Below are 23,795 nucleotides of genomic sequence, written 5' to 3'. Positions count from 1 at the left end.
GCTACTCTCGCTGAAAGGGGGGTGGGCGTGGACGGTCTCGATCCGATCTCGATCGGTGTGGTGGCGGGTCTCGCCGTGCTCGCGCCGCTCGTCGCCTCGCTCATCGGGCGCGTGGCGAAGGTGCCGCTCGTGGTGTTCGAGATCGTGCTCGGCATCGTGGTGGGCCCGAGCCTCCTGGGGTGGGTGAACGAGAGCGGCTTCATCGACGGACTGTCGGAGTTCGGGCTCGCGATGCTGTTCTTCATGGCGGGCAACGAGATCGACTTCAAGGCCATCAGCGGGCGCCCGCTGCGCCGCGCGAGCCTGGGCTGGCTTATCTCGCTCGCCGCCGGGGTGGCCGCGGGGCTGCTGGTGAGCCCGTCGATCGAGGCCGGGATCGTCGTCGGCATCGCACTCACCTCGACCGCGCTCGGCACCATCATGCCCGTGCTCCGCGACGCCGGCGAGCTGTCGACGCCGTTCGGCAGAGCGGTGACGGCGGTCGGAGCGGTGGGGGAGTTCGGGCCGCTCGTGGCGATCTCGGTGTTCCTCAGTGGGCGCGCGCCGCTCACAGCTGCCGTCGTGCTCATCGGGTTCGTGCTCGTGGCGGGGCTCGCCATCTTCCTCGCCTCGCGCGGGCCGTACCCGCGCCTTCACGCCCTCGTCGCGGCGACCCTGCACACCAGTGGGCAGTTCGCGGTGCGGCTCGTGCTGTTCGTCGTCGCCGCGCTCGTGGTGCTCAGCATGGTGCTCGGGCTCGACATGCTGCTCGGGGCCTTCGCCGCCGGGGTGCTCTACCGCGTGCTGCTGAAGGGCGGCGACCGCGCCGACCTGAAGCTCGTCGAGAGCAAGCTCGAGGGGGTGGCGTTCGGGTTCCTGGTGCCGATCTTCTTCATCTACACCGGGGTCACCTTCGACCTCACCTCGCTCCTGTCGAGCCCGTCGTCGCTCGTGCTCATGGTCGCCTCGGTGGTGCTGCTCCTCCTCGTGCGCGGACTCCCCGGGGCGCTCGCGGCACCGCCTGGATCGGGGCGCCGCGACCGGGTGGCGATCGGGCTGTTCAGCGCCACCGGGCTCCCCATCATCGTCGCGGTGACCGGCATCGGCGTCGCCGAGGGCGTGCTCCAGGCCTCCACTGCCGCAGCCCTCGTCGGGGCCGGGATGCTCTCGGTGCTGCTGTTCCCGCTGCTCGCGCTCGGGCAGCGCAAGCGCGCCCTCGGCGGGCGCACCCTCCCGCCCGACACCGAGGTGCACGTGCCCGTCGAGGGCTGAGGGACTCTTCTCCCCGCGCGTTGGTCGCGCGAAGTGCTCTCAAGTCGCGGAAGGCGAGCAGTTTGCGCGACCAACGCGAGCAAGAGGTGGGTGCTGGGCAAGCTCGCGGGGTGCGGGGTTGCCGCAAGCTTGCGGGGCGGGAACCCGCCGCCCGAAGGCGCGAGGCGCTGCCTACGCTGGCCCGCATGATTCGAGCACTCCCTACACCTCACGCCCGTTCGCACGGCACCCGCGCGCTGCGGCGCGGCACCGCTGCCACCGCTGTCGGCACCCTCACCGTCCTCGCCCTCACCGCCTGCTCCTTCGGGTTCGGGAGTGGCCCCGCCGACCGGGGTGGAGCATCCGGAGCCGCCGAACCAGGGGCCGACACCACCGGCGCCGTGGCCTTCGACGACGTGCAGTCGGCGGTACTTCAGATCGAGGCCGTCGGCACCTTCGCCGACCCCTCCTACGGCGACTACGAAGGGGCCGGCCGCGGCACCGGGTTCCTCATCTCGCCCGACGGGCTCGCCCTCACCAACAACCACGTCGTGGTGGGCGCAGGCACGCTCGACGTGTGGCGCGGCGGCGACACCGCGAAGACCCTCAACGCGCAGGTGGTGGCGTCGAGCGAGTGTCTCGATCTCGCCCTCATCCAGTTGCAGAAGGGCGACTACCCGTACTTCGCCTGGCACGAGGGCGAGATCACCACAGCGACCGACGTGTATGCGGCGGGCTTCCCGCTCGGCGACCCCACCTTCACCATGACGCGCGGCATCGTGTCGAAGGCGTCGACCCCGGGCGAGACGCCGTGGGCGTCGCTCGACTCGGTGATCGAGCACGATGCGCGCATCCGCCCCGGCAACTCCGGCGGCCCGCTCGTCGACGCCGAGGGGCGGCTCATGGGGGTCAACTACGCCGGCAGCGACCTCTACGACACCAACCTCGCCATCCACCGCGACGAGGTGCAGGCCGTGCTCGACGAGCTCGAGGTGGGAACGGATGTGCTGAGCCTCGGCATCAACGCCCATGCCCTCACCGACGACGAGGGGAACGGGCTCGGCGTCTGGGTGAGCTCGGTGGCGGCGGGGTCGACCGCCGATGCGGCCGGCGTCGAGCCGGGCGACGTGCTGACCCGGATGCAGGGGGTCACGCTGGCCCAGGACGGCACGCTCGCCGACTACTGCGACGTGCTGCGCACCCACGGGCAGAGCGGGGTGATCGACGGGGAGCTCTACCGCCCCTCGGAGGGGCTGTACTACCGCGGTCAGTTCAGCGGAGACGAGTTCGAGCCGGTGGAGGTGATCGCCGGGTCGGGGGTCTCGGGGGCCGACGGCGGCTCGACCACCGGCGCGTTCGAGACCGTCTCCGACGACAGCGGCGCCATCCTGGTGGAGGTGCCCGCGGCGTGGAGCGAGATCGACGGCGCTCCGCTGCAGACGGATGCGGGGAGCTGGGCCAGCATCGTCGCGGCCCCCTCGCTCGCCGGGTTCAACGACTCGTGGAACACGCCGGGGGTGGCGATCGCGGCCTCGGCCGAGGCCGTCGGAGTGATCGACCCGCAGGCGCTGCTGCAGGGGAGCGCCGACTTCCTGCTCGGCGAGGGATGCGTCTCGCTCGGGCGGCAGCCGTTCGCCGACGGGTATCACACGGGGCAGTTCGAGGTGTTCGACTCGTGTGGCGGGGTCGGTGCGCAGTACGTGACGCTCGCGGCGACGAGTGACGACGGGAGCTACGTCATCACCGTCAATGTGCAGGCGAACAGTGATGATGACCTGGCGGCGGTCGACCGCATCCTGGGCAGTTTCATCGCGCAGTTCTGAAGGGGCGTTCAGAGGATGACGCTTGCCTCTCGGGCTATTGACTAACGTGACAGGGTGGTGAATACTGCTCGGGTGATCGATATCCGCATTCAGCTGTTCGGGCCGGTGCGCGTGCGCTGGGGGCGGGAGCACCTGCTGCTCGGCGGGGTGTTCCGGCGGGCGATCGTCGCCCGGCTCGCGCTCACACCGGGCGAGCCCGTCACCACCGCAGAGCTCGTCGACGCGCTGTGGGGCGAGCCGCCGAGTGCCGCCGTCAGCTCGCTGCGCGCGCAGGTGTCGCGGCTGCGGCAGGGTGGGCTCGGCGGCCACATCGTGGGCGGGCGCGGTGGGTACCTCCTCGATCCGGCCGGGGTGGAGATCGACGCGGAGCGGCTTTCGCGGCTCGGGGAGTCGCTGTCTCGGCATGGGGAGTCGGGGGTGCTTGGCTCTCCGGCGTGGGGTGCGGGGTTCTGGGCGGGGGTTCCGCTCGCCGATCTCGACGGATTTCCGTTCGTGGGGCCCGCGCGGGCGCGGCTGCAGCGTCTTCGGGAGGTGTCGATCGAGCGCTACGCGGAGCGTCGGCTCGCCGCGGGGGCCGCGCGGGAGGCCCTCGAGGCGCTGACGGCGCTGTCGGCCGGCGGGGCCGAGGTGCGGGAGTCGACGATCCTGCTCGCGGCCGAGGCGACGGCGCGCCTCGGCCGGCCCGCCGAGGCGCTGCGCCTGCTCGACGCAGGGGTGGAGGCGCTGGCGCCCGGGTCCGGGGCCGGGCTCGCGCGCGCGTCGGCGCCTGCGGGTGACGGTGGGGATGCGGTGGCTGAGGGTGCGGATGCAGGGGGTCGCGTCAATGCGGAGCGGCTCGGGGGCGAGGGGGCGGCTGTGCTCACTGCTGCGGCGGGTGTCGGTGGCGCACGTGGTGCGGGTGCGGTGGCTCACGGCTCGGCGTCGGACGATCGCGACAGTGAGGGCCGTGGGGGTGCCGAGAGGGAAGGCGCAGGGCACGCGGTCGGTGTCGGCGAGGTGGTGCGGGCGGGCCACCGGGGTGCCGCTGAGGCGAGGGTGCTGGTCGAGGGGAGGGCGCCGAGCCCGGCGGCGAGCCGGCGGAGACGCCTCTCGGGTGAAGTGCGGGACGGCGCTCCGCGTGGTGTCGCGGCAATGGGTGGGGAGCCTGGTACCGCTGCGGTGGATGAGGCGCGTGGTGCAGCTGCAGTCGGTGGGGAGCGTGGTGTTGCTGCGGTGGGTGGGGAGCGTGGTGTTGCTGCGGTGGGTGGGGAGCGTGGTGTTGCTGCGGTGGGTGGGGAGCGTGGTGTTGCTGCGGTGGGTGGGGAGCGTGGTGTTGCTGCGGTGGGTGGGGAGCGTGGTGTTGCTGCGGTGGGTGGGGAGCGTGGTGTTGCTGCGGTAGGTGGGGAGCGTGGTGTTGCTGCGGTGGGTGGGGAGCGTGGTGTTGCTGCGGTGGGTGGGGAGCGTGTGGTCGCGGCGATGGGTGGGGAGCCTGGTGCCGCTGCGGTGGACGGAGACGCTGACCTCACGTCGATCGAGTCGGGTGGGCGCGGGATCTCCGCGGTGTTCGACGCGGAGACGTTGCGGGAGGCGATCGTGCGGTTCGATCCGGCCGTGTCGCCGCGGAGGGATGGCGGGGTGGTCGCGCGGCGGGGCATCCCGCTTCCGGTGAGCTCGTTCGTCGGGCGCGCCGCGGAGATGGCGGCGATCGCCGCCGCACGTCGCAGCTCGCGGCTCGTCACCCTCGTGGGGCCCGGCGGCGTCGGCAAGACGCGGCTCGCCATCGAGAGTGCGCGCCGGGTCGAGCATCCCGACGACGACGAGCAGTGGATGCTCGAACTCGCACCCCTGCGGCCGGCCGTCACCGGCGACGGCTCGGGGCAGGTCGCCGAGCTGCTCGCCGATCGCCTCGGTGCCGCGGGGCCGCGCCCGTCGGGCCTCACCGCCGTCGAGGCGATCGCCGAGCGGCTGGGCGGTCGCCGCGTGCTGCTCGTCCTCGACAACGCCGAGCACGTGCGTGAGGAGGTCGCCCAGCTCGCGGTGGCCCTCCTGGCGCACTGCCAGGGACTCACGGTGCTCGTCACCTCGCGGGAGGCTCTCCGCGTTCCGGGCGAGCGGCTGGTTCCCGTCGCACCCATGTCGGTCGACGACAGCGGCGACGCGGTGGCGCTGTTCGCCGCCAGGGCGGCGGATTCATCGCCGGGGTTCGAGCCCTCGGGCGATCAGCGGAGCATCCGTGCCGTCTGCGCCCGGCTCGACGGACTGCCGCTCGCCCTCGAGCTCGCGGCGGCGCGGCTCGACGTGCTCGACCTCGACGAACTCTGCGACGCGATCGACGCGGAGGGACTGCTCGACAGGCACTCCCCCTCGACCGCCCGCCAGGCGAGCCTCCACAACACCATCGCCTGGAGCGTCGAGCTGCTCACCCCGCCCGAGCGGATGCTGCTGCGTCAACTCGCCCGGTTCGTCGGGCCGTTCACCCGCGACGCCGTCGACGCCATCTGCGCAACCGCGCCCGCGCCCGCGCCCGATGCTGCGACCGCGCTCCCACCTGCACATGGTGCCGCGCCCGCGCCCGCGCCCGATGCTGCGACCGCGCTCCCACCTGCACATGGTGCCGCACCCGTGCCCGCGCCCGATGCTGCGACCGCGCTCCCACCTGCACATGGTGCCGCGCCCGCATCCACCGCCGGCGCCGGCGCCGCCACCCCGCCCGCCCGCGAGCTCCTCCTCGGGCTCGCCCGCAAGTCGCTCGTCGCCGTCGACACGGCCGCGGGGCGCCGCCACTACCGCTTGCTCGAGTCGGTGAAACTGTTCGTGCAGCAGGACGACGCGGAGCCTGACTGCCCGTCGGAGCGCGAAGCCTGGGCTGAGCGGCACCTCGCGTGGTTCGCCTCCTGGGCGCTGCGGGTCGACGGCGAGTTGCGCGGTGCGGCGGCCCGCGAGGCGCACGCCGCCCTCGACGCCGCCCGCCCCGACCTGCACCTCGCCTTCGAGGCAGCGCTCGCCCGGGGCGATCGCGAGAACGCGCTGAAGCTCGTCGGCGGGCAGGCATGGCACTGGTTCCGCCGCGGGTTGTTCGAGCGCGCCCGCCTCTGGATCGACCAGGCCCTCGCCCTGCCCGGCACCGCGCATCCGTCGACCGTGGCGAAGGCGTACTTCGGGGCGGTCATGAACATCCATCGCTCCGGCGACGAGTTCGGCGGCGAGCGCTACGCCGTCGAGGGTGCCGTGGCCGCGGAGGCCTCGGGCGACCCCACCCTGCGCGCCCTGTTCGCCGCCTGCACAGGCATGTGGCGGGCCGTCGCGGGCGACGTCGCGGGGCACGACGAGCGGATGCGGCGGGCCCTCGCCCATCTCGCAGAACCCGGATGCGCGGCCTGGGCCGAGAGCGAGGTGCACCTGTTCCGTGGCATCGCGAAGGGGTACCTCGACAAGCCCGCCCAAGCGCTCGAGGCCTTCGGCGAGGCCCACGGTGCGGCACGCCGATGCGGGCACCGCTGGGCCGCCGATGCCGCGGCCGCGCGGCTCGCGCATCTCTACATCAAGCTGCGGCGCGGGAAGGACGCGGTGTCGCAGGTGCGATCGGCGGTGCGCGGGGCGGTGTGCGACGGCGACATGCACGCCGTCGTGACGACGCTGCACACCGGTGCCGCCGCCTGCGCGCTGCTCGAGCGGCACGGCGACGGTGCCGCGCTGCTCGGCGTGGTCGACACCGTCGCGGTGCGGTTCGGCTACGCGCCGCGCTCGGTCGAGCCGCCCTACTGGAGCAGCTACCGTGAGCGGGTGCGGCAGGGCCTGCCGGCCGCGGTCTGGCGACGCGAGTACGCCCGCGGAACCCGCCTCGGCATCGGCGACGCCATCAAGCTGCTCGACGGCCTCGCCTCCTGAGGGCGCGGCGGTCTTGGTCGCTCGAACTGCTCCCATTCAGCGATATGAGAGCGATTCGGGCGACCAACACGCGCGGCGGGCGTGTGCGATGCTGACGGGATGCGCGCATCCGATGCCTTCGACGCCCCGCTCGACCCCGACGACCTCGACCCGGTGGCGCTCGCGCACCTGCGGCGTGCGGTGGAGCTTGCCCGCAGCGCCCGCGAGCACGGCAACCACCCCTTCGGCGCGCTGCTCGTCACCGCTGACGGGCGCGTCATCGAGGCCGAGAACACGGTGATCACGGGTCACGACCCGATCGGTCACGCCGAGACCAACCTGGTGCGCGACGCCGGCCAGCGGCTCGAGATGAGCGAGCTCGCGGGCAGCACTCTCTACACGAGCACCGAGCCCTGCGCCATGTGCTCGGGCGCGATCTACTGGGCCGGCATCCCCGAGGTGGTGTTCGCCCTCTCCGAGGCGGCGCTGCGCGAGCTCGTCGACGAGCAGGAGGGCGTTCCCACCCTCTCCCTCCCGAGCCGCGAGGTCTTCGCCCGCGGCGGACGCACGGTCAACCTCACCGGCCCCGTCGCCCTCCCCGCCGCCACCGCCGTGCACGAGGGTTTCTGGGAGTAGCTTCGCGCCCTTGCAGAAGCTTTGACCGTGAACAGGGATATAAGTTATATCCAAATTTCCAACCGCAGCTAATATAGACCCGTGATCGCTGCCCGAAACGGAATGGACGTTCTGGAGTCCCTCGGGGTGCGAGTGCGACCGTCTGGCCCCCATCGCGCCGTTCTCGAGCTGCCCATGCGATCGGTGACGGCACGAGTCGTCACGCGTCAGCATCCGTTGAAAGCCGTCGACCTGGACGTTCTTGGTCGGCTCGACCCCGAGGAGGAGGTTGTTCTCGCGATCGTTCCCCGCCTGACTCCGGCCGGTCGGCGGATGGCATCGGAGCATCCGGACCTCGTCGTGGTGGCGGTCGAGGACGGCGTCGCGCTCGTCGAGGGCGAGGAGCTGGGTCGGCAGCCGGCAGTGAGTGTCGATGGTGCCCTCTCGAGACGCAGGCCGTGGGGCCGCTTCGCTCTGATGCGGTCACTCCTCCGCACCTCCGCACCGCGCAATCAATCGACCTTGGCGCGCGAGTGTGGAATCACACAATCCGCGGTCTCCCAGGGCCTGAAGGTGCTCGATCAGGTCGAACGTCGCGAGCTCGGCTGGGTCTGCACGAAGCCATCGGAGATCTGGGACCTCTTTCTCTCTGACTACCCGGGCACCGGGGGCTTGAGCGGTTGGTGGTTCGGTCTGGCGCCGGTCTCGCAACAGGCTGAACGCGTGACGAAAGAGGTCGAGGGAGCCCTGCTGTCCGGAGATATCGCCGCCGATGCCCTCGCACCCTGGCGTCGGCCGCGACGCGGCATGGTGTACGTCGGCTCGGGTGTGGAGCTGGAGGCGCTGGGCTTCGCACGAAGCCGCGAATCGAAGGCGACTCTCGAGGTCGCCATTCCCGCCGATCCGACGATCTGGTCGACTGCCCGCGCGTGGGCCTCCGACAATGGCCGACACGATCTCGTCGACCCCCTGATCGCTGCCTGGGACGTCGCCCGTACAGGTGGGCCCGATGCCGACGAAGCGGTCGAGCACCTGCGCACCCAGGTGCTCGACCGATGGTAGGCGGGCCCGGGCGCGCCGTCGAGACCGTCGCGACGTCTGCGGCCGACGACAACGCCTTCCGGGCGTTGATCGATGCCTGCCGTCTCAGTGCAGATCTGCCCGAGGCGAGGATCGTCGGCGGTCAGATGGTGGGCATCCTCACCCTCGTCTACCCGGATGCTCCGCGCGTCGACCGCAGGACGGCCGACGCCGACCTCGGCATCTCCACTCAGATCGCCAGCTCGTCGATCCTTCACGACCGACTCCGCAACGCGGACTACGTCGCCACCTCGGGCAACCACTACGAGCTCGGCGAAGCGCAGATCGACGTTCTCGCGCCGTCGCCGGACGGGAGTTTCCGCAGTGCCGTGAGCGGCGGGAGGGGCATCGACCTCACGCCAGGACTCGGACTCGCACTGAGCAGCGCTCCCGTCGTGGTCGACCTCGGCATCACCTTCCTCGACGGTCATCATGAGCGCACCTCCGTGCGGGTACCGAGGCTTGAGGTGGCGGTCCTCCTGAAGGCCTTCGCCACGACCTCACGCAGCGCGCCGAAGGACTACACCGACCTCTACAACCTCCTCTCCATCGCCTATCGGTACGGCGCAGAAGCCATCGGAGGCTGGCGACTCGACGCATCCGACATCATCGGTGCGCGCCGCGATTGCGCGACAATTCTCCACGCCCTGGCGGACGGCGCCTCGGCGAACCCCGCCATCGCCGGGGCCCACGTAGAGCGGGAGGAGTTCGTCGCCCTCATCAGGGAGCTCGTGTTCCGAGAGAGGACGTGACGCGCGGCGTGAAGATGCCCCGCCGCTAGGCGGCCGACCAACCGCCGTCGGAAGGGAGAACGACGCCGTTGATGTTGACGCCGTCGTCGCTCAGCAGGAAGGTGATGGAGGCGGCGAGCGCATCGGCCTCGACCGCGTCGGGGAGCACTGCCATCGCCTGGCGCACGCGCTCCGCGCCGAGCGGCGAACCGAAGGTGGCTTCGATGTTCGTGATGGTGGGGCCGGGCGCCACCGCGTTCACCCTGATGCCGCTCGGGCCGTACATGAACGCTGACGACTTCGTGAGGCCCGCGACCGCGTGCTTCGAGGCCGTGTAGGCGGCGCCGGCGGCCGAACCGCGGAGGGCGGCCTCGGACGCGGTGTTGACGATCGAACCGGCACCCTGCGCGAGCATGGTGGGCACCACGGCGCGCATGAGCTTCATGGTGCCCTCGACGTTGATGGCGAACACGCGCCGCCACACGGCGTCGGACACCTCGCCCACCGGGGTCATGTCGTCCATGATGCCGGCGACGTTCGCCAGGCCGTCGATGCGCGGCCCGGCAGCGTCGACGATGGCGGCGATGCCCGCGTCGTCGGTGATGTCGGCGGCCACCGCGACGATGCCCGCTTCGGGCAACTCGGCGGCGAGCTCGTCGAGTCTGCCCTGGGCGATGTCGACGGCGATCACCCTGCCGCCCTCGCGGGCGACGCGGGAGGCGGTGGCGCGCCCGATCCCCGACCCGGCTCCCGTCACGATGACGGTCTTGCCCTCGAACCGGCCGCGGTCGAGGCGCTCCACCCAGTCGACGGGCTCGACCGCGGCAGGTGCCGGTGCGGGGGCGGCGGGGGCAGCGGCCGGTGCCGCCGGGTCGGCGGAGGAGTCGGGGCCGGATGCGCCGGCCGAGGCGGACTGCGCGACGGCACCCCCCGTGGCGACCTGGACGAGCATCCCGTCGATGATCTCTTGGGTGAACTGCCCCTTGCTCAGCTTGACGAGCCGCTTGAGGGCGAGGCGGCGCACCGGGCGGAAGACCTCCGCGCTCTGCCCCGACTGGGCGAGCAGGCCGCGGAGCACGGGGCCGCCGATGGGGTCGTCGAGCCAGGTGGCGATGGAAGAGTCTGCGCTGAGGGGGGTGGGCGAGGCCATGGAGTGTTCTCCTGATCGGGGTCGGGTGTCGGGGCGGAGCGGTCGGGGTCGGGTGATCGGTGTCGGCCACCGACGGACTACAACCGGACAACAGTGTCCGCTTGTAGGCTACCGTGCGTGTCCGACGTTCCGAAAGCCAATCGCGGCCCGAGCGCGGCGGCCGGCAATCGCCGCGCGCTCATCGCCGCCGCCCGCGAGGTGTTCGGCGCCGAGGGCTACGCCGCCCCGCTGAACGCGGTGGCGAAGCGCGCGGGCGTGGGGCAGGGGAGTCTGTACCGCCACTTCCCCGACCGCGTCGCGCTCGCCGTGGCGGTGTTCGACGAGAACATCGGCGAGCTGGAGGTGCTCGCCGAGCGCCCGGGGTCGAGCCTCGACGATCTGCTCGACCTCGTCATCGCCCAGGCACTGGTGTCGAAGGCGCTGATCGAGCTGATCACCGCCGACATCGGCGACCCGAGGGTCGTGCCCCTCGGCGATCGGCTGCAGTCGGTGATCGCCACGGTCGTGCAGCGCGAGAAGTCGGAGGGGCGCATCCGTTCCGACGTCACCGTCGACGACGTGGCGCTCGCCGTGTCGATGCTCGCGTCGGCGCTCGCCCGGGTGCCCGAGGAACGACGGCCCGAGACGGCCCGCCGCGCTTGGGGGCTGTTCCACAGCGCCTTCGCCCCACGCTGACCGGTGCCGGCACCGGCGCATCCGGCGGCAGCGCGCCGCCCGGCGGGCCTACTGCGCCGTGTAGCCGCCGTCGACGGGGAGCACCACGCCCGTGACGAAGGAGGCTTCGGGGGAGGCGAGGTAGGCGATGGCGTCGGCGACCTCGGCGGGGTGCGCGATGCGCTGCAGCGGATGCGTCGCCGCGATCTCCCGCATCGTCGCCTCGGGATCGGGAAGGGCCTGCACCGGCACCCGCACGAACGGGGTGTCGACGGTGCCGGGTGCCACGACGTTCACCCGCACACCCGATGCCGCGACCTCGATGGCGAGGGCCTTGCTGAACGCGACGATCGCTCCCTTCGTCGCACCGTAGGCGACCTGGTTCGAGAGGCCGACGAGTCCCGAGATCGAGGAGACGTTCACGATCGACCCGCCGCCCTGCGCCGTCATCGCGGGCAGTACGGCGCGCGAGAACAGGAAGACGCCGCGGGCGTTGGTGGCCATCAGCGAGTCCCAGTCGTCGAGCGAGGTCTCGACGATCGGCCTGAGCAGGAAGCGCGCCGCGTTGTTGACCAGCACGTCGATCCGCCCGAAACCGTCGAGTGCGGCGGCGACCGCCCGCTCCGCCGTCGTCGGCTCGGCGACGTCGCCCACCACCACGTCGACGCCGGCATCGTCGGCGAAGAGGGCGACGGCGTCGGCATCGGCATCGACCGCGACGACCCGCGTGCCCCGCGCGCGGAACCTCCCCACGGTCTCGAAGCCGACCCCGGATGCTGCTCCCGTGACGATCGCGACCGGAGCCGACGCATCCGTTCCCGAGTTTTCGGCCATGACCCACTCCCGCCCGGGCGTGCGCCGTCGCGCGCCCACCACCACGGTACCGTCTGATCGTCAGACAATGCGAGAGGCTGTGCGCACCGCCCCGCGCGCGGTCAGTGCGCCGACACCGCCTCCCGCACATCGGCCCACGACGCCCCAGACGCCATGTTCTGCACGCCGATGAGGTGGTCGAAGATGATGTTCGTCTGCGTGGAGGCCACCGAGCTGTCCATGCTGAGCTCGGTGGCCACGAAGTCGCGCAGCTGCCCGGTGGAGGTGCACGCCACGTGGATGAGGAAGTCGTCGGCGCCGCCCAGGAAGAACACGTTGAGCACGTTCGGCAGTGTCACGACACGCTGCGCGTAGGTCTTGATCTGCGCCCGGGCCTGCGCCTTGAGCCGCACGGCGACGATGGCCTCGATCGGCAGCCCGAGCGATGCCCAGTCGGGCTGCGCGTGGAACGACCGCAGCACCCCGTTCTGCACCAGCGCCCGCACCCGCACCAGGCAGGTCGACGGCGCGATGCCCACCCGCTCGGCTAGTTCCTTGTTCGGCAGCCGGGCCTCGCGGCAGAGCTCCCAGACGATGCGCTCGTCGATTTCGTCGATGGCGACCACGGTGACTCCTTGCCGAATCGAGAGGCCACCAGTGCGGCATCACCGAATTATATTCGGGATGCGTGACACCGGTCGGAATCATCCCGATAATTTCCCCCAGAAACAGCGAAGGCGCCCACCCACCACGAGGAGACCCCCGATGATCATCGGAGTGCCGAAAGAGACCAAGAACAACGAGTTCCGTGTGGCCATGACCCCCTCCGGGGTGTTCGAGCTCGTCAGGCACGGCCACACCGTGCTCGTCGAACGCGGTGCCGGCGTGGGTGCGGCGATCGGCGACGACGAGTACCAGGCGGCAGGAGCATCCGTCGTCGACCTCGACACCGTCTGGGGTGCCGAGATGATCGTGAAGGTGAAGGAGCCCATCGCCCCCGAATACGGCAGGCTGCGCGAGGGGCAGCTCATCTTCACCTACCTCCACCTCGCTGCCGCCGAGCCCTTGGTCGAGGCCCTGCTCGAGTCGAAGGCGACCGCCATCGCGTACGAGACCGTGCAGCTCGCCGATGGCAGCCTCCCGCTGCTCGCCCCGATGAGCGAGGTCGCCGGCCGGCTCAGCGTGATGGTGGGCAGCTACCACCTCATGGGGTCGCAGGGCGGCCGCGGGGTGCTGCTCGGCGGTGTGCCCGGAGTGCGCCCGGCGAAGGTCGTGGTGATCGGCGGCGGCATGGCGGGCGAGAACGCCGTGCAGCAGGCCGTCGCGGCGGGCGCCGACGTGACGGTGCTCGACCTCAGCATTCCGCGGCTGCGGCACCTCGACGAGGTCTACGCGGGCCGCGTGAAGACCGTCGTCTCGAACGCCTTCGAGGTCGAGCGCTCGGTGCTCGAGGCCGACCTCGTGATCGGCGCGGTGCTGGTGCCGGGCGCCAAGGCCCCGAAGCTCGTGTCGCACGAGCTGGTGTCGCGCATGAAGCCGGGCTCGGTGCTCGTCGACATCGCCATCGACCAGGGCGGATGCTTCGAAGACTCGCGGCCCACCACCCACGACGACCCCACCTACCTGGTCGAGAACTCCATCTTCTACTGCGTCGCCAACATGCCCGGCGCGGTCTCGGCGACGTCCACCGCCGCCCTCACGAACGCGACTCTGCCCTACGTGGTGCGGCTCGCCGACCTGGGCTGGCGCGCCGCCGTCGAGTCGACCCCGGCGCTGGCGCCCGCGGTGTCGACGGTCGACGGGCGGCTCACGCACGCCGGCACCGCCGAGGCTTTCCCGCGCTTCGGCTTCACGCCGCTCGGGGAGCTGGTGCCCGCGCTGCACGGCTGACGGGGCGGCCGCGAGGCGCGACGGTGCGGAATCGTCGAAAAGTTACACGGCGAAACACGCGTGTAACCATCGGCGGCGATACTGGAAGGGCAACGTAAGCCGTTGCGGGCCCACCGGGCCACAAAATCTCGGTGGTGTGTGAGAGAGATGTCGGAATCTCCCCAGGCCCCGCATCCTCTCATTTCCTGTCAATCGGTATGAAGTGAGAAGCACGCATCATGGCACTGAAAGCAACGATCGTCGTCGGCAACCCCAAGCCGAAGTCGCGCACCCTCAAGGTCGCCGAGACCCTGGTCGAGAAACTGCTCGCACCCGGGACGTACGACCTCGAGATCATCGATCTGGCCGATCACACGGCCGAGATCTTCGCGTGGCCGTCGGAGGGGATGGCGGCACTGAACGCCCGGGTCGCGGAGAGCGACCTCGCGGTGTTCGCCTCGCCCACCTACAAGGCCAGCTACACCGGCCTCCTGAAGGCCTTCCTCGACCGGTACCCGGCGAACGGTCTCACGGGTGTGACGGCGATCCCGGTGCACACGGGTGGCGATCTGACCCACGCGATGGGCCCGACCGTCAATCTGGCACCCCTGCTGGTGGAGCTCGGCGCGGTCGTTCCCGGCCGCGGCTTCTACTTCGTGGCCGGCCAGATGGACCACCTCGACGAACTCGTCGAGCAGGCCGCCGCGGAGTACGCCGCCAACCTCGCCCGCCTCGCCACGGTCGCCGGCGCGACCCGTGCCGCTGCTGCTTCCCTCTCCGCACCGGTTGCATAACCGCAATAGGAGCTGAAGACAATGACAATCGCACCAGAGCAGGACATCGTGCAGGGCCCGGCCTTCGACCCGCGCGTCTTCCGGGACACGCTCGGTCACTACGCCTCGGGCATCACCATCATCAGCGGCATCGACGAGGAGGGCCCGATCGGGTTCACCTGCCAGTCGTTCTACTCGGTCTCGACCGAGCCGCCGCTGGTGTCGTTCAGCGTGATGACGAACTCCACCACCTACCCGCGCGTGCGGGAGACCGGCACGTTCGTGGTGAACGTGCTCGCCCACGACCAGCACACCGTCTCGAACCAGTTCGCGCGCAAGGGCACCGACAAGTGGGCCGGCATCGACTGGACGCCCACCGCATCCGGCAACCCCGTGATCGCCGACACGCTCATGTGGCTCGACTGCGACATCTGGGCCGAGCACGAGGCGGGCGACCACTACATCGTCATCGGCCGCGTGAACGAGATGAGCCCGGCCTCCTGGCACAAGGAGGAGCCGCTGCTCTACTTCAAGGGCCAGTACCGGCACCTGCGCGAGGTGAGCTGAGGGATCGGCGCAGGCCGCGCATCCGTTCTCTGAGCGCGCCCACCGTCGCGGCCGACGGGATCATGACAGGAGTTGTCGGATGTCGTCGGCCGTGAGGGCGCGGGAGAACAGCTCGTCGTCGTCGAGCACGGCGTCGAAGAGCTTCGCCTTGTGCTCCTTGAGGGCCATCACCTTCTCTTCGATGGTGCCCGGCGCCACCAGGCGGTAGACATTCACCGGGCGGGTCTGGCCGATGCGATGGGTGCGGTCGATCGCCTGGTTCTCGCTCGCCGGATTCCACCACGGGTCGAGCAGGTAGACGTAGTCGGCCTCGGTGAGAGTGAGCCCGAAGCCGCCCGCCTTCAGGCTGATGAGGAAGACCGGCGCGTCTCCCTCGCGGAACCGGGAGATCACCTCCGGGCGCCCCGTGGTGGAGCCGTCGAGGTACTCGAAGCGGATGCCCTCCGCCGTCAGCCGGTCGGCGACCTTGCCGAGGTAGCCGGTGAACTGGCTGAACACGAGCGCACGGTGGCCCTCGGCGAGCACTTCGCCGAGGTGCTCGACGAGTGCGTCGAGCTTCGACGACGGGATGTTCGCATGGCCTTCGTCGATGAGGCTCGCGTCGAGAGCCAGCAGGCGCAGCAGCGTGAGCGAGCGGAACACGATGAAGCGGTTGCGGTCGAGGTCGTCGATGAGGCCGAACAGCTTGCGGCGTTCGCGCTGCAGCACGGTGTCGTAGAGGTGGCGGTGGGCCGGTGCGAGCTCGACCTCGAGCAGTTGCTCCTGCTTCTCGGGGAGCTCCGGGGCGACCTGGTCTTTGGTGCGACGCAGCAGGAAGGGGCGGATGCGCCGGCGCAGGGTGTCGAGGGCGGCCGGTGAGATGCCCCGCTCGATGGGACGCTGGAACTTCTCGGCGAAGCGGGTGGCCGAGGGGAACAGGCCCGGGGCGACCAGGTCGAACAGGGCCCACAACTCCATGAGGTCGTTCTCGAGCGGGGTTCCGGTGATGGCCAGGGTGAACGGCACGTCGAGCTCGCGGGCGGCGGCGTGAAGCTTCGAGAGGTGGTTCTTCACGAACTGCGCCTCGTCGAGCACGAGCGCTGCCCACGGGAGCCGGCCGTAGGCGACGGCGTCGAGGCGGAACAGCGCGTAGCTCGTCACCACGACGTCGGCGCCCCGGGCGAGCTCGGCGAGCGGCTTCGACGCCTTCTCGGTGGCGGTGACGGTGCGCACGACGAGCCCGGGTGCGAAGCGCGCTGCCTCAGCTGCCCAGTTGGCCACGACGGAGGTGGGTGCGACGACGAGGAAGGGGGCGGCGTCGGTGTCGGGACCGGGCGTGCTCCCGGCGCCGGTGCCCGTCTGCTCGCGCGCGTGGGCGATGAGCGCGAGGGTCTGCAGGGTCTTGCCGAGGCCCATGTCGTCGGCGAGCACGCCGCCGAGCCCGTGGCGCCACAGCAGCGCGAGCCAGTCGAAACCCGCCTTCTGGTAGGGCCGGAGCTCGGCGTGGATCGCCGCGGGAACGGGGGTGGAAGGCACCGCTGCGCCCTCGTCACGGTGCGCCAGCACCGCCACGGCCGCCCGCCAGGCCGCCGCCTCGGGGCTCTGCTCGGCGAGGTCGTCGAAGGCGGGGATGACGGCGAACCGGTGCCTGCTCACGCGCGGGCCGGTCTCCCACTCGCGCAGCGCATCCGCTTCGTCGAGCAGTTCGCGCAGGCGCTCGAAGGCGGGGTGGTCGAGGGAGAGGTAGCTCTTGTCGACCATGAGCAGCTTCTTCTTGCCCTGGGCGAGAGCCTTGAAGAGCGGACCGAAGGGCACCACGTACCCGTTGATGTTGACGACGAAGCCGAGGTCGAACCAGTCGCGCTTCAGAGTCTCGACGGCCGTGAGGGTGACTTCGGGGTGGCCCTCGATCTCCCGGTAGGCCGGCCGCGCACCGATGACGTCGACGCGCACGTCGTCGCGGGCCTCGAGCAGGGGCAGTGCCTTCTCGGCGAAGGCGGCGGCGTCGACGCCGCGCAGGATGAGCGAGGGAGTCAGCGGGTCGACCGTCGGTGGGAAGCGCGTGAGCACCGCGTCGAGCTCGATGGCCAAGTCGGCGAGGGTGCGCTGCTCGGCCTCGGGGTCGCGGTGCCCCACCCAGTCCCAGTCGAGCTGCAGCACGTCGTTCGGGCGGAACCGGGCCGTGAGCACGAGCAGCGGCGGGGGCACCACGGGGAGCGTGATCGAGGCGTCGGAGCTGGTGACGGCGATGCCGCGCTGCAGCTCGGGGTAGTACTCGTCGAAGAACTGCGCGGTGTCGGCGGGCGGCACCCGCAACGGGGCGCGGCCGATCAGTCCGCGCTCTTCATCGGTGAGCGGATGCGCGAGCCGGGCCAACGCGAGGAGCGGCCGCTTGCCGAGACGGTAGAGGTAGACGCCGTGGTCGCCGAGGGCGCCGGCGTTCCGGGCGGGCGAGCCGTCGGGGTCGCCGGGCAGGCCGGGGGCGACGAGCGGATGCAGCACGAGCGCCGAGTCGGCGGCACCCGGCTGCTCGCGCCGGGCGTCGAGGCTGATGGTGGCGGGCTCGACGAGCACCTCGACGGCACCGCCCCGGCTCGAGGTGACGAGCTCGATGCCGAGACGGGCCGCCTCGGTGAGCAGCTCCCAGAGCAGCGGGCTCGTGAACTCGTCGAGGGTGACCCAGTCGGTCTCGGGCGGCCGGGTCTCGGGGCGGGCGGCCCGATGCAGGGCGGCGAACTGGGCGAACCAGCGGTGGTGGGAGGGGTCGAGCCCGAGCCGGTTCACCTGGTGCGTGAACGAGCCCCAGGTGATGTTCGCCTTCACGTAGGAGCCGGATGCGCTGCGCACCACCGGTCGCACGCAGAGTCGGCGAGGGGCGCGGGTGGCGAGGGTGTCGGCGAGCTCGTCGGGATCTGGGGTGCGCCCGGCTGCGCTGCCGTTCGCGTGCTCGCTCGTGTCGATCGAGCCGCCTGGGTCGCTGTCTGCGTCGTCGGGGGTGGCCGTGGCGGAGGTGGGGCCGCGCCAGCGGTCGTGCGAGCGCGGCGCGAGCGACCGCAGCTCGAACTGCAACCCCATGGGGGTGACCGTCTCGGCGGAGCCGCCCTCCGCATCCGTCGTGCTGAGCAGCGACCCCACGACGCTGCGCCACCCCGCCCGGGGGTCGGGGCGGGAGGCGTACGGCGGCATGCACCCATGCTCTCACCGCCCCCCGACATCCCCGCTTTTGCCCGACCCCCCTGCGCATGCTAGGCTCTGATACTCGTGCGGTGGGTAACCTCGCACCATGCGCCCTTAGCTCAGCTGGATAGAGCGTCTGACTACGGATCAGAAGGCCAGGGGTTCGAATCCCTTAGGGCGCACACCACGAAGGCCCCGATCTCACGATCGGGGCCTTTCGCGTTCTGCCACGCAGGGGCGCGGGTCAGCAGGGGGCGGCGGAGGCGAAGCCGAGCCAGGTGTGGCGGTTGCCTGCCCAGCACCAGCCGAGTTTCGGGGCGCCGCGGCGGGCGCGGCCGTCGCGGCCGGAGCCGCCGGAGATCCAGACGGCGGGGGTGCGCGGGTCGAGGTCGCCGGCGGGCGTGCGGCGGCGGGAGCCGATCATCATGGCGCAGAAGCCGGGCTGCAGCTGCTCGGGCTGCTGAAGCAGCCAGCTCACGCCCTCGCCGACCGTGAGGGGGCGGCGACCGCGGGAGGTGATCTCGGGCAGCGCCTCGTCGGGGCTCCAGTTGCGCAGCTCGTCTCCGCGCTCGATCTCGTGAACGAGGTACAGCGGCCGGTCGGGGATGTCGATGCCGTCCATGGGGGCGAAGTCGTCGAGGTCGGTGAAGTCGGAGACGACGAAGCCGGGCCGGCCCGCCCGGCTCAGCAACGGTACGAGCCGACTCACCGGCACGAGCGACGGATGCACGGCGAGGATCGACCGTGCACCCCCACGCAACTCGGCGGCGTGGCTGCGAAGCTCGTCGGCGCTCGTGCCCGCGAGTTCGGCGAGGCCGAGTGCGATGAGCCGATCGACCTGCTCGCGCACGGTGGGGGTGGTGCTGGTGGCGGTGGGGGCAGGGGCGGATGAGGTCAAGGACACGGGCGGCCCCTCTCGTCGTTCGTGCGGTGGGAGTGACAACCGTGCGGGCGCGGCGAAGCTTCCCGATCGGCCAGACTGGAGTCGGCACCCGCTCGGGTGGGAACAGGGGAGACGGATGGGCGGCGCGATCGTCGTACTCGGCATCGCCGCGGGGCTGGTGCTCGTGGCACTCGTGCTGCGGATGGCGCTGAGACGCTCACCGCGCGACGCCGTGCCCCAGGTCGAGCCCTTCCAGCCCTCCCCGGCGCTGGTCGACGCCCTCCTCGCCGACAGGGACCGGCGCGCCGCCGCCGCTGCGCTGACCGACCTCGACTCCCGCGGTGCGATCGCCCTGCTCCGGCCCGCCAAAGGTTCGGCCCCGGCGGTTCAGGTGCTCGACGCCGCTCTGCTCAGCGACGACGAACGCGACCTCGTCACCGCCTACAGCGGAGCGAGCATCGGCGACTCGAAGGCCGAGGGCGGCTCCGCACCCTCACGCTGGCGCGACGCCCAGCGTGACCGCCTCTTCGACGCCGTGAGCGCCGCCTCCTGGTCACTGTGGGAGCGCGATCTGACCCGCATCCCGTTCCGCTGGCCCTCGCTCCTGCTCGTCGCCCTCGCCCTGCTCGGCGTGGCGGCGGGCATCGTCTGCGGCGTGCTGGTGGCGCCCGACGCCGCTCCGCTCGCGGTGTCGGGGGTGGCGGTCGTCGTCTTCGCCGCGGTGATCGCCGTCGCGCCGGTGCGCTGTCGTCGGCCGCGTGCGATCGCCGACGGCCGGCGGGTGGAACTGGCGCGCATCCGCTCCGTGGTGGCCGCCGACGGGGCGGGGGCACTCGCCACAGGAGTCTCGCTCGCCCACCTCGCCCTGTTCGGCTCGCCGTCGCAGCTCGCGGGGGTGACCGTGGGGCGCGACGCCGTCGCGCTCTCCGCGCTCGTGCGAGCCTCCGACTACGGCGCCGAGCGCTGGCGTCTGATCTATGCGTTCATCGACTTCGCGAGCTTGTTCAACCGCGCCTGACGGCGGAGCCGTGGCAATCCAGGTTGTGCCGCGCTGCGCCGAGCGAACCGGCGGTCCGCGCCGCGCTGCGCCCCGCCGCCCTCAGTCGGCGTCGGGGTCGACCACGTCGGCGGTCGGCCCGGGCGCCTCGGGGTCGACCGTGCCGCCCTCGGTGACGTCCTCTTCGGGGGCAGGCCCCCCATCCGGCCTCGTCACGTCGCCGTCGGCGTCGGGGTGCGGGTTGTCGGGGTGCTCGTCGCCCATGGGGTCTCCGTTCTCTCGTGACTCCCACTGTGCACCCGCGCCGCCGGCCCCGCACGGGGGCGCGGGTGCAGACGAGCAGACGAGCAGGCAATCGGATGCGCGCCCCGCTTCAGTCAGGCAGCCCCAGCGACCCCAACCACCGCATCAACCCCGGCATCGCGCGGTCGGCGACGAGTCCGTGCCCCGTGTTCTCCAGGGTCTCGTAGGTGACCTCGGTACCGGCCGCGCGCTGCTTGTCGACGAAGGCGGCGGTGATCTCGGGGCGCACCAGCTCGTCGACGTCTCCCTGCGCCACGAAGAGGGGCACCGGCAGCGGCTGCCCCGACGACCCGGGCGTGTTCTCCTCGAGCAGGGTCGCCCAGGGCTCGGTCGTGCCCGGGTCGCCGCTCAGGAACCCGCCGATGAGGGGCGACCCGATCGTGTGCAGCTCGGAGTTCTGCCCGAGCAGGCAGAGCTCGTTCATACGCGGCGCGGCCTCGACGGCGGCGGGTGTGAGGATGGTGTCGAGCTCGGCGCCCGGCGTCGACGGGCCGTACACCGACGAGTACGCGGTGAAGGCGTAGGCGCCGATGGTGACGCCCGAGACGTCTCCGATGTCGGCCTTCAGCAGCGCCACGAGATCGGTCGCGGGCGCAGCGACCCCCACGGCCTTCAACTGCAGCTCCGGGGCGTACGATCCGGCCCGCTCGGCCGCGAACAGGGCCGCCTGCCCGCCCTGCGAGTGGCCCCACAGCACCAGCTCGTCGCCGGCCCCCACGCCGTCGAGCGAGCGCGCCGCGCGCGCCGCGTCGAGCACGTTGTTGCCCTCGGTGACGCCGACGAGGTACGAGTCGGGCCCGGCGACGCCCATGCCCGAGTAGTCGGTCGCCGCCACGACGTAGCCCGCGTCGAGCAGGTCGTCGAGGCCCTCGATGAGGTCGAACGGGTCGATGCCGACCGACGGCGCGCAGCGCTCGGCCGACCCGGTGGTCGGATGCGCCCACGACACCACGGGCCACCCGCCCTGGGGCGGCTCGGCGTCGGGCGCGACCACGACCCCCGACACCACGATGTCGTTCCCGAGCACGTCGGTGGAGTGGTACAGCACCCGCCACGCGACGGCGCCGGGTGGGGCGCTCGCAATGGGCTCGCTGCGCAGCAGCGTCCCAGGGGTCGCCCCCGCGACGGGGCTCGGGAGCGTGTAGAAGGGCTGCTCCGTCGCCTCCTCGACCGCTCCTTCGCCGAGACGGATGCCGGTGCTCCACGAGGTGGCGGCGAGACCGAGGCCCACCACGACAGCGACGGTCAGCCCCACGGCGAGGGCTGCGACCCCCACGACCCGTCGGGTGCGGTGGGGTGCTGTGCCCTCGCGAGCGGGCCGCGCCTCCCTCACCGGCGTCGGCGCCTCGGGGCGCTCATGCCTCTCCGACATAGAGCCACCGCCCGTCTTCGCGCTCGAACGAGCTGCGCTCGTGCTGCTCGCCCCGCTCGGCCCCGCCGCCGCGCAGCGCCGCCCGGTAATGGGCGACGAACTCGACGACGCCGGTGTCGTCGCCGAGCCCTCCGCGCTCCCGGCCGACGACGTCGAGGAAGAGCCAGCGGATGCTCCGGTCGAGTTCCAGCGCGGTGGGCCGGGTGCGCGGGTGCCAGCTCGCCAGCAGGTAGCCGGCGTCTCCCACCGCGAACGCCGAGAACCGTGACCGCATCAGGCGCTCCGCGGTCGGCGGCATCGCGACGCCGGCGTGGAACGGCCCGCAGCAGGCCCCATACACCTCGCCGCTCGTGCACGGGCAGCGGGCCGAGTCGGCGAGCGGGGCCGCCGCGCCGGCCGGCGCAGTCGGGGGAACGGATGCGGGCACACCTCGATTATGGGCGACCCGGCCGTCGCCCGGTACGGGGGCGGTAGGCTCGCCGGGTGCCTCAGGTGGAGTCGGGTGGAGTCGCGATCGACTACGAGGTGCTCGGCGACCGCAGCCGCCCCGCGGTGCTGCTCGTGCACGGCTTCTCGTCGGGCCGCGACGCGAACTGGCTGCGCCCCCGGTGGGGCAAGGCGCTCGACGAGACCGGCTTCTCCGTCGTCGCCCTCGACCTGAGGGGCCACGGTCGTAGCGGAAGGCCGCACTCCCTCGCCGCCTACGCACTCCCGCGGTTCCGCGCCGACCTCGTCGCGGTGCTCGACGCCGCCGGTGTGCCGAGCGTGCACGTGCTCGGCTACTCCCTCGGGGCGCGACTGGCCTGGGATCTCGCTCTCGCGCATCCCGACCGCGTGCGTTCCCTCGCCCTCGGCGGGCCGCCCGCGACGGGCTCGTTCGCGGGGTTCGACCTCGATGCCGCGAAGGGTGTCGCCGAGGCGAGCCCCGGCTCGCCCACCGCCCGCTACCTCGGCATGATCGACGCGGTGCCCGGCAACGACCGCGCGGCGCTCATCCGGGTCGCCGAGGCGGGGCGTCGCTCGGGCTGGTCTCCGCTCTCGGCGATGCCCGCGCATCCGCTGCTCTTCGTGGCGGGAGGCGACGACCCGGTGGCGGGCCCCACGCGTGAGCTGGCCGGGCGCATCCCGCACGCCGCGTTCGTCGGCGTGCCCGGCCGCGACCACATCACGACGATCACCTCGCGAATCTTTCGGGACGCGGTAGTCGACTTCTTCGCAGCAGCTACTCCGGCGGGACGGCCCGACCGGGGTTGAGCCGCTTGAACCTGCGGACGTAGACGGCCTGGCCGGGCCCGGTGAGCACCAGCAGGAACAGCCACAGCAGCCCGAACTCGGGGACGGCCACCACCATCACGAACACCACGAGCATGAGCCCCAGCGCGATGAGGGAGGGGCCCATGCGCAGCTGACCCCGCACGGCCTCCGCCTGCAGGGCGGGGTTGCGGATGAGGATGAGCTGCTGCCATGCACCCGACGCGGTGGTGAGCACCATGGTGCCGACGTAGAGCGCCGCGGTCGACGGGTTGTTCTGGCCGGTGCTCGAGATGAGCTCGGTGGGGAACGGCAGGAACACGATCGTGAGCAGCCACAGCAGGTTCACCCAGAGCAACGCGCTGTTGTAGCCGATGACGTTCTCGTAGAGCCGGTGGTGGTTGAGCCAGAACCTGCCGATGACGGCGAAGGAGATGATGAAGACGAGGAACTGGGGCCAGTTGCTCTCGAGCATGTCGAGCACGCTGGCGTCTTTGAGGTCGGCGGCGAGGTCGACCAGGGGCAGGATGAGCAGCGTGATGGCGATGGCGACCACCGCATCGCTGAAGTTCACCAGCCTGTCGAAACCCCGCTCGGTGTGCATCCCCTCATTATCGGGGAATAGCGGCGGTCGATCCGCTGTTCCCTCCCCGGTAAAGTAGTTCACCGGGAGTAATTATCG

At 71.7% G+C, this 23,795-nt stretch carries 21 protein-coding genes and 1 tRNA gene; 13 read left to right on the top strand and 9 right to left on the bottom strand.

The window, feature by feature from the left end; translation table 11 throughout:
• The first annotated feature begins 27 nt into the window (after positions 1-27).
• The 6 genes from ABFY20_RS17980 to ABFY20_RS17955 all read left to right on the top strand — a co-directional run bounded on the left by ABFY20_RS17980 (position 28) and on the right by ABFY20_RS17955 (position 9,346).
• Complete coding sequence (locus tag ABFY20_RS17980) at positions 28-1,251, top strand: cation:proton antiporter (RefSeq protein WP_368497569.1); 1,224 nt, start codon at positions 28-30, stop codon at positions 1,249-1,251.
• Between the two features lie 185 nt (positions 1,252-1,436).
• Positions 1,437-3,053: a S1C family serine protease gene (locus ABFY20_RS17975; RefSeq protein WP_368497568.1), complete on the top strand. Its 1,617-nt coding sequence runs from the start codon at positions 1,437-1,439 to the stop codon at positions 3,051-3,053.
• A gap of 72 nt (positions 3,054-3,125) precedes the next feature.
• On the top strand, positions 3,126-6,920 hold the full coding sequence (locus ABFY20_RS17970; RefSeq protein WP_368497567.1) for a BTAD domain-containing putative transcriptional regulator: 3,795 nt from the start codon (positions 3,126-3,128) through the stop codon (positions 6,918-6,920).
• 99 nt (positions 6,921-7,019) lie between these two features.
• Positions 7,020-7,535: a nucleoside deaminase gene (locus tag ABFY20_RS17965; RefSeq protein ID WP_368497566.1), complete on the top strand. Its 516-nt coding sequence runs from the start codon at positions 7,020-7,022 to the stop codon at positions 7,533-7,535.
• Between the two features lie 81 nt (positions 7,536-7,616).
• Positions 7,617-8,576: a hypothetical protein gene (locus ABFY20_RS17960; protein WP_368497565.1), complete on the top strand. Its 960-nt coding sequence runs from the start codon at positions 7,617-7,619 to the stop codon at positions 8,574-8,576.
• Positions 8,570-9,346, top strand: a complete 777-nt coding sequence (locus tag ABFY20_RS17955; RefSeq protein WP_368497564.1) for a hypothetical protein — start codon at positions 8,570-8,572, stop codon at positions 9,344-9,346. The genes ABFY20_RS17960 and ABFY20_RS17955 overlap by 7 nt, the downstream gene beginning before the upstream one ends.
• Positions 9,347-9,371: 25 nt before the next feature.
• Here ABFY20_RS17955 and ABFY20_RS17950 read toward each other — a convergent pair whose 3' ends face one another.
• Positions 9,372-10,475 carry an SDR family NAD(P)-dependent oxidoreductase gene (locus tag ABFY20_RS17950; protein WP_368497563.1) on the bottom strand — a complete coding sequence of 368 codons (1,104 nt, stop codon included), beginning with the start codon at positions 10,473-10,475 and terminating at the stop codon, positions 9,372-9,374.
• 117 nt (positions 10,476-10,592) lie between these two features.
• Here ABFY20_RS17950 and ABFY20_RS17945 point away from each other — a divergent pair, with 117 nt between their 5' ends.
• On the top strand, positions 10,593-11,150 hold the full coding sequence (locus tag ABFY20_RS17945) for a TetR family transcriptional regulator (RefSeq protein ID WP_368497562.1): 558 nt from the start codon (positions 10,593-10,595) through the stop codon (positions 11,148-11,150).
• A gap of 48 nt (positions 11,151-11,198) precedes the next feature.
• Here ABFY20_RS17945 and ABFY20_RS17940 read toward each other — a convergent pair whose 3' ends face one another.
• Together ABFY20_RS17940 and ABFY20_RS17935 are read right to left on the bottom strand one after the other, a co-directional pair.
• Positions 11,199-11,963 carry an SDR family NAD(P)-dependent oxidoreductase gene (locus ABFY20_RS17940; protein WP_368497561.1) on the bottom strand — a complete coding sequence of 255 codons (765 nt, stop codon included), beginning with the start codon at positions 11,961-11,963 and terminating at the stop codon, positions 11,199-11,201.
• Between the two features lie 101 nt (positions 11,964-12,064).
• The gene (locus ABFY20_RS17935; protein ID WP_368497560.1) at positions 12,065-12,568 is read right to left on the bottom strand and encodes an Lrp/AsnC family transcriptional regulator; all 504 of its coding nucleotides are present in this window, start codon (positions 12,566-12,568) and stop codon (positions 12,065-12,067) included.
• Between the two features lie 139 nt (positions 12,569-12,707).
• On the opposite strand from ABFY20_RS17935, the gene ald reads away from it, so the two are divergent.
• The 3 genes from ald to ABFY20_RS17920 all read left to right on the top strand — a co-directional run bounded on the left by ald (position 12,708) and on the right by ABFY20_RS17920 (position 15,151).
• Positions 12,708-13,832, top strand: a complete 1,125-nt coding sequence (ald, locus tag ABFY20_RS17930; RefSeq protein WP_368497559.1) for an alanine dehydrogenase — start codon at positions 12,708-12,710, stop codon at positions 13,830-13,832.
• 218 nt (positions 13,833-14,050) lie between these two features.
• Positions 14,051-14,605 (top strand): NADPH-dependent FMN reductase, encoded by a 555-nt coding sequence (locus ABFY20_RS17925; RefSeq protein WP_368497558.1) that lies wholly within the window; start codon positions 14,051-14,053, stop codon positions 14,603-14,605.
• Between the two features lie 21 nt (positions 14,606-14,626).
• On the top strand, positions 14,627-15,151 hold the full coding sequence (locus tag ABFY20_RS17920) for a flavin reductase family protein (protein WP_368497557.1): 525 nt from the start codon (positions 14,627-14,629) through the stop codon (positions 15,149-15,151).
• 60 nt (positions 15,152-15,211) lie between these two features.
• Here ABFY20_RS17920 and ABFY20_RS17915 read toward each other — a convergent pair whose 3' ends face one another.
• Positions 15,212-18,316: a DEAD/DEAH box helicase gene (locus ABFY20_RS17915; protein ID WP_368497555.1), complete on the bottom strand. Its 3,105-nt coding sequence runs from the start codon at positions 18,314-18,316 to the stop codon at positions 15,212-15,214.
• A 99-nt stretch (positions 18,317-18,415) separates the two neighbouring features.
• On the opposite strand from ABFY20_RS17915, the gene ABFY20_RS17910 reads away from it, so the two are divergent.
• A tRNA-Arg gene (locus tag ABFY20_RS17910) sits at positions 18,416-18,489 on the top strand.
• Between the two features lie 62 nt (positions 18,490-18,551).
• On the opposite strand, the gene ABFY20_RS17905 is transcribed toward ABFY20_RS17910, so the two are convergent.
• Positions 18,552-19,211, bottom strand: coding sequence for a DUF5701 family protein (locus ABFY20_RS17905; RefSeq protein WP_368497554.1), 660 nt, complete (start codon positions 19,209-19,211; stop codon positions 18,552-18,554).
• 115 nt (positions 19,212-19,326) lie between these two features.
• Here ABFY20_RS17905 and ABFY20_RS17900 point away from each other — a divergent pair, with 115 nt between their 5' ends.
• On the top strand, positions 19,327-20,208 hold the full coding sequence (locus ABFY20_RS17900) for a hypothetical protein (protein WP_368497553.1): 882 nt from the start codon (positions 19,327-19,329) through the stop codon (positions 20,206-20,208).
• An 81-nt stretch (positions 20,209-20,289) separates the two neighbouring features.
• Here ABFY20_RS17900 and ABFY20_RS17895 read toward each other — a convergent pair whose 3' ends face one another.
• The 3 genes from ABFY20_RS17895 to ABFY20_RS17885 form a co-directional block, all read right to left on the bottom strand.
• The gene (locus ABFY20_RS17895) at positions 20,290-20,451 is read right to left on the bottom strand and encodes a hypothetical protein (RefSeq protein ID WP_171707057.1); all 162 of its coding nucleotides are present in this window, start codon (positions 20,449-20,451) and stop codon (positions 20,290-20,292) included.
• Between the two features lie 109 nt (positions 20,452-20,560).
• The gene (locus ABFY20_RS17890) at positions 20,561-21,862 is read right to left on the bottom strand and encodes an alpha/beta fold hydrolase (RefSeq protein ID WP_368497552.1); all 1,302 of its coding nucleotides are present in this window, start codon (positions 21,860-21,862) and stop codon (positions 20,561-20,563) included.
• A complete protein-coding gene (locus ABFY20_RS17885) occupies positions 21,846-22,289 on the bottom strand; it encodes a YchJ family protein (RefSeq protein ID WP_368497551.1) in 444 nt (147 codons plus the stop codon). Before ABFY20_RS17885 ends, ABFY20_RS17890 begins: the two co-directional genes overlap by 17 nt.
• 56 nt (positions 22,290-22,345) lie before the next feature.
• Between ABFY20_RS17885 and ABFY20_RS17880 the strand changes: the two genes are divergently transcribed.
• Entirely contained in the window at positions 22,346-23,116 is a 771-nt protein-coding gene (locus tag ABFY20_RS17880; RefSeq protein WP_368497550.1) for an alpha/beta fold hydrolase, read from the top strand.
• Here the strand turns inward: ABFY20_RS17880 and ABFY20_RS17875 are convergent.
• Positions 23,085-23,717, bottom strand: a complete 633-nt coding sequence (locus ABFY20_RS17875; RefSeq protein WP_368497549.1) for a TMEM175 family protein — start codon at positions 23,715-23,717, stop codon at positions 23,085-23,087. The genes ABFY20_RS17880 and ABFY20_RS17875 overlap by 32 nt on opposite strands.
• Between the last annotated feature and the right edge of the window lie 78 nt (positions 23,718-23,795).

The organism is Herbiconiux sp. A18JL235, assembly GCF_040939305.1.
Lineage (GTDB): Bacteria > Actinomycetota > Actinomycetes > Actinomycetales > Microbacteriaceae > Herbiconiux.
The sequence above is the reverse complement of the archived record's forward strand: the minus strand, read 5'-3'. Positions and strand labels throughout refer to the sequence as shown.